Below are 13679 nucleotides of genomic sequence, written 5' to 3'. Positions count from 1 at the left end.
ACATTTATCATAAAAACGCGTGGTCGACTTCCGTGTGATTATAGAAAGCATAATTGGCTTGTCGATGAAATAGGTTCAGGCGTATAGATTATAATGACGGCTTAGCTTGCTTTAGCAAAAGCTATTGTGAAGGACAATCGGATGAAGGAGCTCAACCATGATAAAGGCAATAGCGATGCTGCTAGCATTAATATCCAGCACTTTAATCTCAGCGGGCCCTTACTGGGATCACTCTATTAAGATTGACGACCCCAAGCTTACCGTCAAAGAAGCTGCGCAGCAGTGCCACAAAAGTTTAATAAATGCACCAGAACTCTTAGAAGCATGGTGCGAAAAAGCCTATGAGATGGGTTACTGGTCGGCTCTGGTACCTATAAGTTTGCATACAGGTGACGGTACTAGGCTGGTAGCAGAGGCCAAAGAAAGGCTAAAAAATAAAGAGCCTGGCGCTTATACTACGTTAGCTTGGCTTTATGGGTCAGGCCAATTTGTAAAAAAGGATATCGCTAAAGCAATAGCACTTCGTGAGGAGTTACTGGTCTTAGATAAAAGTTTTACCCCTAATCAAATTGCTGCAAACCATATGAAGTTGGCAGATTTATATATACAAGAAAGAAACTGGAAGAAAGTAGCTATCCACGCTAAACATGTTCTAAAGCATACCCAATCAAACTTTCAGAAAAAGTATGCTAAGAGACAGCTGGAATCTGCTGAGCGGCATTTGTCCTCAAACGAGCTCTAACTTTTTATGAAGCACTTTCCCCTGCTAGTGTGGCGTGATAAACGCTTAGCTAGCAGGGTACACTTAGTTTAACAGCTAAAATAATACGCATTTCATTATTTCAGGCGCTAAATTAAGCATTCACAAAGAGATAACCTAAACACGACTTATCGCTGAGCGTTTATATAGTAGTCACCCAAATAGTAAATCTATAAGTCTGCTCTATCGTCATAAGTATATAGCTTGTATTTGCCCGTGCACTCAGAGCCAAACCTTACATTACCTCATCCATTATTTGCGCTAGATCAAAGTCTTTGCTGAGCAAAGTCTTCAGCGGGTCTGGACCTGATATAGATCAAATTTTTACTGGCCGTATTTGCTAAAGTTTGACCAATACATATAAGAACTCCAAGGACAGACAATGGCGCACTCAGACTTTCATACCCCAATTGAACCTATGCCGCAGGCTACCGTAACCCCTATTGGCCAAAGTAGTGGCGAGCCTTCCCTGAGTGAGCAACTGCACCTTTACAAGCAACTGTTACAAGAAAAAGAGCGGCAAATTAAGCAGCTAGAACAAGCTCATGCCCCTTTGGTTCAGCAGATAAACCAAGCGGAATCATTAAATAAAAAAGCCCTTGCGCATATGGATAAAATGGCAGAGCAGATGCAGCAAGTGCAAATGCAGGCCAAACGCGATGTGCAAATTGAAATGGCCGAGCTTAAACAGCAACTCGAGGAAGCGAGCACCAGTAAGCATGTAATGAAGCATCATTGCCGTGACTTACAAGAGCGCAACAAAGAATTACATGAATTACTTAAAGCGTCGAACAGTCAAGTTGATGAACTACAAAGCCGATTAGATAGCCAAAGTATTGATGTAAAAAACCTGCGTGAAGAAAAAGTAAAACTGAGCATGCAAGTTATTGAACAAAGTGAACAACTTAAACGCTGCGAACGGCAATTAAATGAGGCACTGCACGGTTATTACTCGGGTGTAATGAATAAGAATAAAAAACTCAGTAAAAACTTACCAAGATAGCTAACACGCCCCCGATAAAGGCTCTTGCGGTCATTACCTACTTGATGGCTAAAAGAGCCTTTGCTATTTAAAGTACAGTTGCGCTAGTGCGATGGTGTTGTTTACAATAGCGGCTTAAGGATAAGTTCACCCCCGAACAAGGATATGTCATGCTAAACATTGAGCGCCCTACTACAATTTCTGAAATTGACGAGAAGATAAACACCAGCCGCAAAAAGTACCAAGACACCCTTAACTTCGTGCATGTGCAGCGCGATAACCTGATGTGGCTCGCTAATCACGCACTCACTTTAGCGCAGTACCTTTCATATGAGCAAAGTCCAGAGCACAACGCAGAGGCGAAACAAGCCATTGCTCACTGTGCGCAGGCCTATGCGCTATTATTTAGCCTCGCGAACGACCCTGAACGTATTGTGGAGCTAGAATTTAACGGTGAACAGCACGACACCCAGTACAACGGCGTCGGCCTAGTTGAACAAGGCCGGATCAATGCACAGAATTGGCAAGAAGCCATCTTTTGTGCACTCACAGTACGCGACCACGATGCCCTTTCCTCACTGTTAGCGTTTGATTTGTCTCACTTAAGAGAGAGCCGTGCCGTGTGCCCGGAGGTTGAGCTTATGTTGGCCGAGCTGCTGCAAAAAGTGTTGTTGGACAAAGAGGTCCCGCAACCAGAAATCATCGCCCTGAGCCAGCAAATTGCCGCCGACACTAACCCGCTAGTTCAACACTGCACTAACGCAAAATTAAGTCTAATTAATAATGCCTTGATCAGTAAAGCTACTGATTTAGATGAGACCTTCCTGGGTGCCTTAAATCACTATTGGCAGTACCAAGGTCAGCACCTTTACGCCGACCATGCCCACACTAACTTCTACATGCCTATTGAGCTTTTAGGCACAGCCTGTTTAGTGCAAGACCAAGGCCGCAGTGTAGATATTGATACCGATTTTATGCCACGTTTTTATATTGTTAGTTAGCGTATATTTTTTTGGATTTATCTCAACTGCGTTGACTATATCGCTGTGAGTAAGCTACAGTGCGCAGCTGTATCTAAAATTAAACCATTAACGAAGAGATCCCTGAAAGTTCGTACGAACCTACTAGGAAGTGAAGCCACAGTTAAGGAAAATCCATGAAAAAGCTATCTGTCCTTGCCCTGAGTTTAATGCTTGCAGCGTGTCAAAATACCCAAGCGCCAGCACCTGCTGAGCCACAGACTAATACCGAGCCAAAAGAGCAAGTTGTTGAGGTAGTCAAGCCTGAGATCACGCAGTTAACCGTGAATACCACCCCTTCGGATTCACGCGTAAGAATTATGAATATTCGTCCGAAATACCACGATGGGATAGAGCTGCAACCTGGTGAATATGAGGTTGAAGTGAGTAAACCCGGCTACGAAACCTTCCGCGAATGGGTCATGGTAGAGAATAACACCGTGATTGATATCGAAATTAAACAGCTATAAATACGATTAGGAGGGGTAACCCTCCTATTTTTTTAAGTAAAGCCAAGTCACTATTTTTAATAACCAAGGCGAGCGATGTAACAACAACTTCGCACGCGGCCACCAATGGGGTGTTTTGAGAACCGAGCGCGCATGGGAAAAAGTATAAAACCCCTCAATACCATGATACTGGCCAAATCCCGATGCTCCTACCCCGCCAAAAGGTAAATCAGTTGCACTGACTTGCATGAGGGTGTCATTCACCGCCAACGTACCACTTTGTACTTGCTCACTCACTTTTTGCCAATGGGCCCGCTTGGTCGCGAACAAATACAATGCCAATGGTTTGGGCTGCACTTTTAAAGCTGCACAGGCGTCTTCAATATGCTCATAAGTTTGGATAGGCAATAACGGCCCAAAGATCTCCTCCTGGCAAACACGCATGCTATCATCGACATTTAAAAGCAGGGTTAACACATGTTGCTCCCCCCCATTGAAGAGCTCCAACGCCTTGGCTCCTTTGCTGATTGCATCCTCTTTTAACGTCTTTAGGCGATTAGCCTGAGCCTGATTAATCACCTTCGTTGGGCGGTGGCCTAACTGCGCCACCTCGGCTTTGATGCAAGTGATAAAAGAATCTAATTGTGAGGTATGTAAGAGGACAAAATCTGGAGCTACGCATATCTGCCCAGCATTAGTCGATTTACCAAAGGCAATCTGGGTTGCCGCATGATTGACCTGCGCACAAGGCAACATCACCGCCGGCGACTTACCCCCGAGCTCTAGGGTTACCGGTGTGAGATTCTCAGCAGCGCTGCGCATTACCTTTTTGCCGATTTGACCAGAGCCGGTAAACACAAGGTGATCCCAAGGCTTAGCGCTAAACTCAGCCCCTACTTGTGCATCTCCTTCAATGAAGGCCACATAGCGCTTCAACTCAGAGCTAAGCAATGTTTTTAATACTTGATTCACAGCAGGGGTATATTCGCTCAATTTCACCACCACTCGATTACCCGCTGCGAGGGCAAAAGCAAGGGGCGATAACGCCAAATTCACTGGATAATTCCAAGGCGATACAACGCCCACCACGCCTTTGGCCTCATAATGTACGTGTAATGACGAGGGAAAGTGCGCAAAACCACCCTGGCGCTTTTCCGGTTTAGTCCATTTAGCGAGGTTTTTACGGCAGTAGTCCAATGCCTCTATCGTAGGAAGAATGTCGCTCACCAAGGTGTCAAAGCGCTCGCGATAGCCAAAATCTTCGCTGGCTGCTGCAATCAATGGCTCTTGTGCATCAAGTAGTGCATGCTTCAGCGTTAATAGCGCCTGCTTGCGTTGTACAAGACTCATTATTGGCTCTTGTTCATGGGCTTGTTTAAACTGCGAAAACACCTTATCAAGCACACCCAACTGCTCGCTCACTAGAATATCCCTGCTCTTTAAAACTGATAAGTATAGGTTAGACTGGACTGACGTCCGTACCCGGGGACGCGGCCATCAAACACGCGCGCATCGAAGGTATCGTAATCTTTATCGGTAAGGTTTTCTACTTTTAAGCTCAGCCGCGTATGTTCATCCATCTGCCAATGCAGCGCTGCGCCGAGCAACACATACGCACCTTGATAAAAGCGCTTATCATTAGCACCGAATACTTCGACACTATCGCGCCACAGGGCATTCGCGCTAAGTGTCAATGTCTCAAGCTGCATATTCACCGCCACACTGGCAAAGCGCTTAAAGCTTGGACTAATGGGATCATCAAATAGCTGGGTATAATTGATTTGCACATCACTATATTGGCCTAGCTGCGATTGAGCACTCATCTCAATACCCTGCATAGTGGTGCTGAATACATTCGCAAAGGTAAAAGCTTGCTGCTGCTCGTTGACCATCACCAAATCAATAAAATCCTCTAGGGCGTTATCAAACAGCACCACTTCGCTTTTCCACTGTGTGCCTTGGGCTAACCACACCAACTCGGTTGTTTTGATCACTTCAGAGGATAAATCGGCATTACCAGAGGTGATATCATCGTTAGAGTAAAGCTCATTGGTAACCGGAGTACGAAACGACTCGCCATATTGCGCTTTTAAAACATGGCGAATGTCACCGCTGGGCAGCTCGTAAATAAGCGAGGCTCGTGGTGACCAACGTGCATCAATACCATTGACATGATCATAGCGCGCCCCGAAAAAGGCAGTGAGCCCAAAATCTGGAAGCTGTTGTTTCACTTGCACATAGCCTGCTTGAGCATCAAAGCGATGCTCTAAATCACTGAACTCACGATAGCGACTCTGTACTCGCGAAGGGTTTTCATAATACTCACTATTGAGCTCAATAAAGCCTGATTGGTCATTGAAATAGCTGGTCACAACGCCGGCTTGAGTTTGCTCGTCTCGGCGCAGCTCAACACCTGCAAATAACGTACTGTTAGCATGAAGCTGATGCTGATAATCGCTGACAAACTTAAGCTCAGAGCTTTGCCAGTTAGGACCAACAAAATACGGCATGTTTTCAGGTAGATTAAGGCCTTCGACTAAGCCTTGCGCTTCAATATGATGCTCGGTATAACTCAACTGCGAGGACAAATCGTGGTCACCTTGCAACCACTGATAGGCAACACTGGCGGCGTAATTATCACTGCGATGGCGATTATCAGGGCTGTACCCGCCTAAATTCAAAAACTCATTTAGCTCAGTACGCTGATAGCGCGCATTGATGGTTAAGCGCTCGGTACTAAACTGGGTATTAGCAAAAACAGAATACAGTGGGTCACGAACATTATCGGCAACGTCGTAATCTTGACCATTGGTTTTTTCCACCGCGATATTAGCAGAGATTCGCCCTAGTGACGTTGCTTGATGCCACTGCCCTGTTAATTGCTGGCGGGCATTCTCACCTATGCCAACACTCAAGGCATTGTTATCGTCACTTAGGATAATATTCATCACCCCTAAAAACGCATTGCTGCCATACAATGCAGAGCCAGGACCGCGAATAAACTCTACTCTTTCAATTAACTGCGCCGGAATATAAGGTGTGTACACTGAGGCCTTACCGAAGGAAACTTCATTTAAGCGCTCACCGTTAATCATCACTAGAATATTGCCACTGTCCAAATGCACACCGCGCGCATGCTCTTTTGGCACGGCCCCGACCCAGTCGCCCCGAGTCAGCTGCATGCCGGGCACATAATTCATTAATTGATAAGCATTGTGGACACCCAACTGGGCAATTTGTTGGCGGGTAAATAAGGTCACCGAAGAAGGGGCCAGAGATTGGCTTTCTGCACTTTTTGATGCGATATCTACTTGAACATCAAGCAGTTGTTCAAAGCTTAGAGAAAAGAGCTCATCGCTGCTCGCTTGTTCAGCCAAGGCTGGAAAGACAAACGAGCCTACGAGCGTAAAATAGAAACAAAAACGGAACATCGCACATACGGTGTAAATCACTCATAAATTAAATAATTACACCATATTTACATAAAAACAAATGAAGTTTCACGCCAAGGTGTGTTTATGAGGCGGAATGCGCCGCTGCAAGCTTACTGGCTTTACGCGCTTTAATGTATTTATAGATACCAATGAGTGACGCCGCTATCCAGAAAATTTCGATAACGAAGCTGGCCAAGTTAAAGTTATAACAAAGGCTTATTAACAATAAAATGGCGCCTGATAGGTTCATTAGGTTGTAACCTAAGCCCGTTGCAGGCAGCTTATTCAACTGCAACAAAAAAAATGCACCTACCACTAAAAAGGTGCCCGACATGCCAATAACATCGAACAAAATATCCATTGTTTACTCCAGATGAAAACCAAACCGGGCGAGCTTAACAGTGGCCATTCATACACTTTAAGGACAAATGCCCGTATCTCTTGCAGGCTTATTTCATAAATACTTTTTGGCCGATCATTTTCAATGCGGGGGTGCCCCTGATCATAGTCTCTCGTGCGAAAACCTGCTGACATTGCGGACAGGTGGCGAGCTGCTCAGTGAAGTCCTCAGTTATGCGTTCGATAAAACATTTAATAAGCGCGCCCTTGCCGCCTTTGCGGTATTTGTAGAGTTTAGTGCGGCACTGCGAACAATGAATATTCACGGTGCGAACGGGGCCCTTTTTATTCGGTTTAGCCATGCTCCCTCCCTTAAGACAACACAGCCTAGTCTACCATTGTCAGGCGCGATGCTCTAATGCCATAAGCCCAGAATAAGCCCCATCAAGGTAAACTGCACAGTATGGTATCCGGCATTAACTAAAAACAGCTTTAGAGGTCGCTGCTCGAAAACATAGCTAATCCCAAAGGACGTAGCCACCCACCCTAAACCCGCAGCAAAGCCTGCACCTACCGCAAACCCGAGCTCGGGCCGAGGGCCTAAAAATAACGCAAAGATAAAAGCAGCCAAAAGAGAGAGTATAAAGGCGATGGTAAAGACCTTTCCCATTGCCGCATTTTGCAAATCTATGTCCGTTAACCCGCACCCATCTAACCAAGCATTTTTAAACATCAGTGGTGAATACCACACGCCACCTAAGATAAGCGTGGCAAGGGCTGCAATTAGCACCGCGATAAAATTAAAATCTGCAAAATTCATAGCGTGGCTCACAAATAATACACCCTACTAAGCGTAGCTCGCGAACACCGTACCAGCAAAATTCGTGCGTTGATCACTGGAGTGCGACATATTGCCGCACTGTGGCGGTTTGTTATTGCACCTCGTCCCTAAGCAATTGAAAATTCAGACATGCTTTTCAATTCTCAGTGGATATTATGAAGATAAAATCAGCCCTTGGCGCAACCATCACCGCACTTTTCGCAGTCAATAGTCAAGCCATGGAAGTGATCACCGTGCACTCGCAACACCATGATACAGGTGCCCGTTTAATGCAAATACCGGCACAAAAGTTTGCAACCGACACGGCCGATTGGCTCGATGGTGTTGTTGGTGCGGGAGTAAACAAAAATGGCCCGATAACAGGGTTAGCGCAATACCGAGGTATGTTTGCCCAGCGCATTAATGTTGCCAGCAATGGCCTCAACTTTAGTGGTGCAGGCCCCAACTCAATGGATACACCGCTCAGTTACACTCCCGCCATCATCATTGCGAACATGGACATCTATCGTGGTATTGCCCCGGTCAGTGCCGGTATCGACACGCTTGGCGGGGCCATTGACGTAAACATGCGCCGCGCTGAGCTCGATAGCCCATTGACTGTAAATGGCCGCATCAATGCGCAAGATAATGGCTCAGGATTCAATGCTAGCCTCGCTGGGGGCGCTGGCAATAGCCAATTTGCTTGGCTTGCCTACGCAGATACGCGTAACAGTGATGAGCAAGACGCCAAGGAGCGTGCAATTCCGAACAGTGATTACCAGCGTCACCAGTATGGTGTGCTTACCACGTCGGCCCTAAATCAAGGGCACCTCTTCGCTAATATTCATCGTACCGATACCAAACAAAGCGGCACAGCCGCGCTGCCTATGGATATTGATTACATTGACACCACACGATTTGAGCTATCGGGTGAGCACGAAATCAGTGACACAACGCTATTATGGGGTGTGGGCTTTCAAGATGGCGAGCATGGTATGGATAACTACCAACAGCGCGCCCTTAGTACCGCGCAAAAAGCACGTTATACCTTGGCTTTAGGACGCAGTACCAGCCTCTTTGCCCACATACAAACAGGGGCTTGGCTATGGGGCTATGATGGCTGTATCAACCGTCATGATGCGGACATCACTAATCCAAACAATGACGCGTTTTTCGTGGAAAACTTTAATAATGTTGCTGATGACCGCCATAGCCTATTCACCGAGTACACTTTTAGCCACCGGAAGCTCAACACAACAGTAGGCGCACGGTTGAAATACAATGTTGCCGATGCCGATAAGATAAGCTCCACCATGGCCATGATGATGCCAGCGGTTGCAACCTTACAAACTCGTTTTAATGATGCAGACAAAAGCGTCAGTGATACCACCTTCGATGTGGTCATCAATAATCGCTATACGTTGAATTCACACTCAGACCTCAGTTACGGTGTCGCTATCAAAGAGCGGGCTGCGAGCTATCAAGCGCGTTATTTATGGCTTCCCATGCAAGCAACCGGGGGCCTTGCGGATGGTAAAACCTATGTCGGTAATATCAACCTTAAACCTGAAACAGCGTACCAAGCGAATGTGGGTTGGTCATACACCAGTGAGCGGCTCTCGATAAAGCCTCAGCTATTTTATCAACGAATTGATAATTACATCCAAGGCACCCCCAGTGAAGACAGTGTGGTGAATATGGTGGCGATGATGATGTCTGGGCAAGGCGCGCTTCGCTTTAGTAATATTGATGCTCACCTTTACGGGGCTGATATGAGCGCCGAGTATCAACTCTCTCGTCAGTGGCAAGTTAATGCTCAGATTAGTTATGTGCGCGGTAAACGCAGCGATGAGGTGAATGACGATCTCTATCGTATCAGCCCACTTAACGGCCAATTGAGTGCCCATTACTATGCCAATGATTACCAAGTGGCTGCGCGTTGGCGCTTCGCCCAGTCGCAAACGCATGTGTCGCACTATAACAACGAGCTGAGCTCACCCGGCTATGGTGTCGTTGATGTGAGTGTAGATTATGATATCAACAGCCATTGGCAGTTCAATGCAGCGGTTAACAACCTGTTTGATCATAGCTATGCGCCACATCTCAACGGCATAAACCGTGTTGATGGCCGGGAGTTAGATAAAGGACAGCGTTTACAAGCACTGGGCCGTACTCTCCATCTAGGTGTTAGTTTCTCTTTGTGATAGCTACCAAAGGCCACGTTGTTATTGGCCTTTTTTCTTTTCTAAAGCCTCCTCAGCAAGATTAATTAGCCACCGGTTTTTTCTGCAACTTACGTTGCAAGGTACGTCGGTGCATGTTGAGTTGGCGCGCTGTTTGCGAAATGTTGCCATTGTTGCGCGTCAACACCGCTTGAATATGCTCCCACTCCAAACGCTCAGGAGACATGACCTCATCGTCGTGCGAAACGTGTGAATGCACAATATCATCCTCCATAGTTGCCAGTAAAAGTGCCATAGACACCGGCTTAGCGAGGTAATCATCAGCGCCGAGCTTCACTGCTTTAACAGCAGTGGCAATACTGGCAAACCCAGTTAGCAATATGATGCGCGCACTCGGCAGCAAAGCGCGCAGCGGAGCAAGCAGTTGCAGTCCAGACTCGTTATTTAAATTCATATCCAAAATAATGTGACTGGGGCGCAACTGTCGTGCTTGGAACAGCGCACTTTGCACACAATCAGCATGAGCCTGCGCTTGGGTGTGCGCTTCTAGGCGCCGCATGAGTGTTCGCGCAAAGGCTAGGTCATCTTCAATCAGTAACAGCTTCATAGCGCCTCTTAGGAATAGTGATATCAATGCATGCACCGTGTTCATTGTTGGCCAATGCCAAAGTGCCACCAATGCGCTCTATCGTGGCGTTGGTTAGCCACAGCGCCACACCAAAACCATCACTGCTCGCTATCACTGCGCTGCCCAAGGAGGCCCGCATCTCAGCGCAAAACCCTCGGCCTTGGTCCTCAATTCGCCAATGAAGAGCAGAGTCAGAGTCGCGAATGGTAATCGTGATTCGCTCTGCCCCAACCTCTTCGTTTGCCCGCACAGCATTGGCCAATACGTTGATCACAGCGGCACTCAACAATGGGTCACTAATAATTTCAATATGTTCACCTTGATGTGGGAGCTGGCAATGCAGTTGCTGAGACGGATAGTTCAGCGTAAAGGCTTGGCGGATCTCATCAACGAGCTGTAATAGCGGCTGGTAATGTGGCGCTCTTTCATGAGCATCACGCAGCTGCTGCGCCCGAGCACGAAACAAATCCAACTGCCGCTGACACTGCGTCAAAGGCACCACCATATCATCAATCACAGGCTGTAACGTTGGACAGTCGGCGCTTAGCTCCCTTGCTTCATCATGCAACAGCGCCAAATTTGCAAGCGGTGTGGCTAATTGGTGGGTCGCTTGCGCTGCAGCGCTGCCCAAAGACACAAGCTGCTCAGCGCGAAGCTGCTCTTCTCGGCTTTGGGCAATAGCGCGCTGTTGTTTTGCCAAAGTGCGAGATAATGCGCTGACCAAAGTGGCGACCACAACTGCACTGAGTACGAAGTTTATCCACATGGCGATAAAATGGTGGCGCATTTGCATGCCATGCTCACCTTGATGATGCAATGGCATCATAATCACTAAGGCCGAATAAGCAGCAATTGCAATCACGGTTAATAACACCGTTAAACGCCCAGGTAAGGTCACAGCAGCAATCATAACCGGCAACAGCAGCAACGACACAAAGGCATTGGTCGCCCCGCCACTGTGCATAAGCAGCAAGGTTAAGAACAGGATATCAGCTAATAATTGCCACACTACGGTGGCGGCGCCCACCGGTGCGCGACTGTGGATGCGTCGTCGTAGCACCACCACACTCAGCAGCTGAAATAGCGACTCCACGGCGATGATGCTCAACAGCGGCAAAAGTGCTAACGCAAAATCAAGCACATAGTAAGCAATGAGCACCGCCAGTAACTGCAGTGCAATGGCGACACTGCGTAGCAATAACACACGGCGAATACTGGATTGTAATAGCAGGTCCAAAATAACAGCGCTAAGAGGTGATGAGTAACGAAAGTCTATCGTTATTCTGGCGCTGAGAAAAGCACTGAGTGGGAGACTACGGCGACGTTACCGGCTTAACTGGAAGGCCTCGCAAGGCGTGCCTTGGTGGTAAACTAAACGCCAATCTTGGTTGCTATTTAGACACCATATCGACATCCTTACAGAGTAGTGCCATTGCCCTCCTTTGATGCGTCTGAGCGCACCTCGGTAAGAGAGCTGGGCGACATCAGCGCACAGCATGCGCCCTTCAAAATCTTGATTGTGAAAGGTAGGTTTTCGTCCCTTGGCTTGCTCTTTTGGTAGCCGAGCAAGCACATTGTCCTTATCAAAGCGCCGGCCGTCGGCCGACACCTCGATAAAACGTTCATCAAGCAACTCATTTAATCGCGAGGCATTGCTGCGCACCTCCTCACTCATTAAAGTTCTTTCTAACTCAATCAGTTGCGCCAACATTTGCGCTTTAATCTTGCTCATGATGTTTGATGACTTTCCCTTCTTTCATGACAAAGGTCACTGCGCTTAGTTGCGAAATATCCTTTAATGGCGACTGCGCAACAGCAATTACATCAGCGTAGTATCCGTTTTGTAATTTGCCAACTTCCTTGCTCATATTCAATAGCTTAGGTGCTTGCTCTAAACTAGTCGCCAACGCTTCACGGGGCGACATACCATACTCGACTAACAATGCAAATTCGCGGGCGTTATCTCCATGGCGGGATACCCCTGAGTCGGTACCAAATGCGATATTCACGCCTTCATCTAAAGCCCGTTGGAATGATGCTTTCACCACCGGGGCGACCTGCGTTATTTTGTCTACAATAGCCTGAGGAACCTTATCATTGTGCTTCACTTCCTCACTCACAGAGATCCCCGCTAACAATGTCGGCACTAAGTAAGCGCCCGTACTTTTAAACAGCGCCACCGTTTCGTCATTAGCATAAGAGCCGTGTTCGATAGAATCGACTCCGCTGCGAAGTGCAGCTGCAACCCCCTGGGCGCTGTGTGCGTGAGCTGTCACAGGGCGACCAAGGTTATGAGCGGTATCAACAATCGCCTTCATTTCCTCATCGGTCAGTTGCTGATTGAGCCCCGCTTGAGTGTTACTCAATACCCCGCCAGTGGCCGTGATTTTGATAACTTGCGCCCCGGCTTTAACAATCTCGCGCACCGCCCGGGTGCAATCATCGGCGCCATTGCACACGCCCATGCGTGGAGCAAACGCATCAAGCACCTCTTGTCTATACCCATGTAAATCACCGTGGCCACCTGTTGGAGTCACCGCCTCACCTGCAGCAATAATACGTGGCCCCTGTATTACGCCACTTTCTACTGCTCGTTGCAGCGGAAAAATCACCTCGTTATAACTGCCCAAATCACGTACGGTAGTGAACCCCGCGTTGAGGGTATTGCCAAGAAATTGCGTAGCACGTAACGCCTGATCGGCCTCGACCTCCTTCAACCACCTTTCAGGGTCAGCCTGGGGATCACGTTCAAAACTAATATGCACATGCAAATCTATCAGCCCCGGCATTACAAATTGCTCTTTAAGGTCAATAATATGCGCGTCGGCCAAGCCTAACGTCTGAGCACTAACATAGCCTTCATGAATGCCCTGGACACGTCCGTCTACTACTTCCAGGGTTTGCCGCTCAAGAACATCGGCATTGGCCGCAGGGAGTATTTTACCGGCATAAATCAATGTATTTTGCGCCCAAGCGCTTGCGCTTGATAACGCCAATAGTAAGCTTGCACATGTGATGAGTTTCATTGTTTTTCCTTGGTTATTATTTTCTTTTACCTGAACATA

At 47.4% G+C, this 13679-nt stretch carries 14 protein-coding genes; 5 read left to right on the top strand and 9 right to left on the bottom strand.

Features of this window, described 5'->3' with window-relative positions; genetic code table 11:
• Window positions 1-157 precede the first annotated feature (157 nt).
• The 4 genes from FIU82_RS16105 to FIU82_RS16090 all read left to right on the top strand — a co-directional run bounded on the left by FIU82_RS16105 (window position 158) and on the right by FIU82_RS16090 (window position 3231).
• Entirely contained in the window at window positions 158-742 is a 585-nt protein-coding gene (locus tag FIU82_RS16105; protein WP_152441603.1) for a hypothetical protein, read from the top strand.
• Between the two features lie 400 nt (window positions 743-1142).
• Window positions 1143-1763: a hypothetical protein gene (locus FIU82_RS16100; RefSeq protein WP_152441602.1), complete on the top strand. Its 621-nt coding sequence runs from the start codon at window positions 1143-1145 to the stop codon at window positions 1761-1763.
• Between the two features lie 149 nt (window positions 1764-1912).
• Window positions 1913-2743 carry an immunity 49 family protein gene (locus FIU82_RS16095; protein WP_152441601.1) on the top strand — a complete coding sequence of 277 codons (831 nt, stop codon included), beginning with the start codon at window positions 1913-1915 and terminating at the stop codon, window positions 2741-2743.
• A gap of 155 nt (window positions 2744-2898) precedes the next feature.
• Window positions 2899-3231 (top strand): carboxypeptidase-like regulatory domain-containing protein, encoded by a 333-nt coding sequence (locus tag FIU82_RS16090; protein WP_022944452.1) that lies wholly within the window; start codon window positions 2899-2901, stop codon window positions 3229-3231.
• Between the two features lie 24 nt (window positions 3232-3255).
• On the opposite strand, the gene FIU82_RS16085 is transcribed toward FIU82_RS16090, so the two are convergent.
• The 5 genes from FIU82_RS16085 to FIU82_RS16065 all read right to left on the bottom strand — a co-directional run bounded on the left by FIU82_RS16085 (window position 3256) and on the right by FIU82_RS16065 (window position 7803).
• The gene (locus tag FIU82_RS16085; RefSeq protein WP_152441600.1) at window positions 3256-4632 is read right to left on the bottom strand and encodes an aldehyde dehydrogenase family protein; all 1377 of its coding nucleotides are present in this window, start codon (window positions 4630-4632) and stop codon (window positions 3256-3258) included.
• A gap of 17 nt (window positions 4633-4649) precedes the next feature.
• The gene (locus FIU82_RS16080; protein WP_216651835.1) at window positions 4650-6662 is read right to left on the bottom strand and encodes a TonB-dependent siderophore receptor; all 2013 of its coding nucleotides are present in this window, start codon (window positions 6660-6662) and stop codon (window positions 4650-4652) included.
• Window positions 6663-6726: 64 nt separating this feature from the next.
• On the bottom strand, window positions 6727-7005 hold the full coding sequence (locus tag FIU82_RS16075) for a hypothetical protein (RefSeq protein WP_045979015.1): 279 nt from the start codon (window positions 7003-7005) through the stop codon (window positions 6727-6729).
• Between the two features lie 88 nt (window positions 7006-7093).
• A complete protein-coding gene (locus tag FIU82_RS16070) occupies window positions 7094-7345 on the bottom strand; it encodes a hypothetical protein (RefSeq protein ID WP_022944456.1) in 252 nt (83 codons plus the stop codon).
• A 53-nt stretch (window positions 7346-7398) separates the two neighbouring features.
• The gene (locus FIU82_RS16065; RefSeq protein ID WP_152441598.1) at window positions 7399-7803 is read right to left on the bottom strand and encodes a DUF1761 domain-containing protein; all 405 of its coding nucleotides are present in this window, start codon (window positions 7801-7803) and stop codon (window positions 7399-7401) included.
• Between the two features lie 176 nt (window positions 7804-7979).
• On the opposite strand from FIU82_RS16065, the gene FIU82_RS16060 reads away from it, so the two are divergent.
• Complete coding sequence (locus FIU82_RS16060) at window positions 7980-10007, top strand: TonB-dependent receptor (RefSeq protein ID WP_152441597.1); 2028 nt, start codon at window positions 7980-7982, stop codon at window positions 10005-10007.
• A 61-nt stretch (window positions 10008-10068) separates the two neighbouring features.
• On the opposite strand, the gene FIU82_RS16055 is transcribed toward FIU82_RS16060, so the two are convergent.
• The 4 genes from FIU82_RS16055 to FIU82_RS16040 all read right to left on the bottom strand — a co-directional run bounded on the left by FIU82_RS16055 (window position 10069) and on the right by FIU82_RS16040 (window position 13640).
• Window positions 10069-10593: a response regulator transcription factor gene (locus FIU82_RS16055; protein WP_152441596.1), complete on the bottom strand. Its 525-nt coding sequence runs from the start codon at window positions 10591-10593 to the stop codon at window positions 10069-10071.
• Complete coding sequence (locus FIU82_RS16050) at window positions 10574-11851, bottom strand: ATP-binding protein (protein WP_152441595.1); 1278 nt, start codon at window positions 11849-11851, stop codon at window positions 10574-10576. Before FIU82_RS16050 ends, FIU82_RS16055 begins: the two co-directional genes overlap by 20 nt.
• A gap of 87 nt (window positions 11852-11938) precedes the next feature.
• On the bottom strand, window positions 11939-12346 hold the full coding sequence (locus FIU82_RS16045; protein ID WP_367648288.1) for a DUF4440 domain-containing protein: 408 nt from the start codon (window positions 12344-12346) through the stop codon (window positions 11939-11941).
• The gene (locus tag FIU82_RS16040) at window positions 12333-13640 is read right to left on the bottom strand and encodes an amidohydrolase family protein (protein ID WP_152441593.1); all 1308 of its coding nucleotides are present in this window, start codon (window positions 13638-13640) and stop codon (window positions 12333-12335) included. The genes FIU82_RS16045 and FIU82_RS16040 overlap by 14 nt, the downstream gene beginning before the upstream one ends.
• Window positions 13641-13679: the final 39 nt, after the last annotated feature.

This window comes from Pseudoalteromonas sp. THAF3 (genome assembly GCF_009363775.1).
Taxonomy (GTDB): Bacteria; Pseudomonadota; Gammaproteobacteria; order Enterobacterales; family Alteromonadaceae; genus Pseudoalteromonas; species Pseudoalteromonas ruthenica.
This window is presented reverse-complemented; position numbering and strand designations above follow the sequence as displayed.

Coding starts and splice junctions, on each gene's coding strand:
- FIU82_RS16105 (WP_152441603.1), top strand. CDS start 158: ATGATAAAGGCAATAGCGATGCTGCTAGCATTAATATCCAGCACTTTA.
- FIU82_RS16100 (WP_152441602.1), top strand. CDS start 1,143: ATGGCGCACTCAGACTTTCATACCCCAATTGAACCTATGCCGCAGGCT.
- FIU82_RS16095 (WP_152441601.1), top strand. CDS start 1,913: ATGCTAAACATTGAGCGCCCTACTACAATTTCTGAAATTGACGAGAAG.
- FIU82_RS16090 (WP_022944452.1), top strand. CDS start 2,899: ATGAAAAAGCTATCTGTCCTTGCCCTGAGTTTAATGCTTGCAGCGTGT.
- FIU82_RS16075 (WP_045979015.1), bottom strand. CDS start 7,005: ATGGATATTTTGTTCGATGTTATTGGCATGTCGGGCACCTTTTTAGTG.
- FIU82_RS16070 (WP_022944456.1), bottom strand. CDS start 7,345: ATGGCTAAACCGAATAAAAAGGGCCCCGTTCGCACCGTGAATATTCAT.
- FIU82_RS16065 (WP_152441598.1), bottom strand. CDS start 7,803: ATGAATTTTGCAGATTTTAATTTTATCGCGGTGCTAATTGCAGCCCTT.
- FIU82_RS16060 (WP_152441597.1), top strand. CDS start 7,980: ATGAAGATAAAATCAGCCCTTGGCGCAACCATCACCGCACTTTTCGCA.
- FIU82_RS16055 (WP_152441596.1), bottom strand. CDS start 10,593: ATGAAGCTGTTACTGATTGAAGATGACCTAGCCTTTGCGCGAACACTC.
- FIU82_RS16045 (WP_367648288.1), bottom strand. CDS start 12,346: ATGAGCAAGATTAAAGCGCAAATGTTGGCGCAACTGATTGAGTTAGAA.
- FIU82_RS16040 (WP_152441593.1), bottom strand. CDS start 13,640: ATGAAACTCATCACATGTGCAAGCTTACTATTGGCGTTATCAAGCGCA.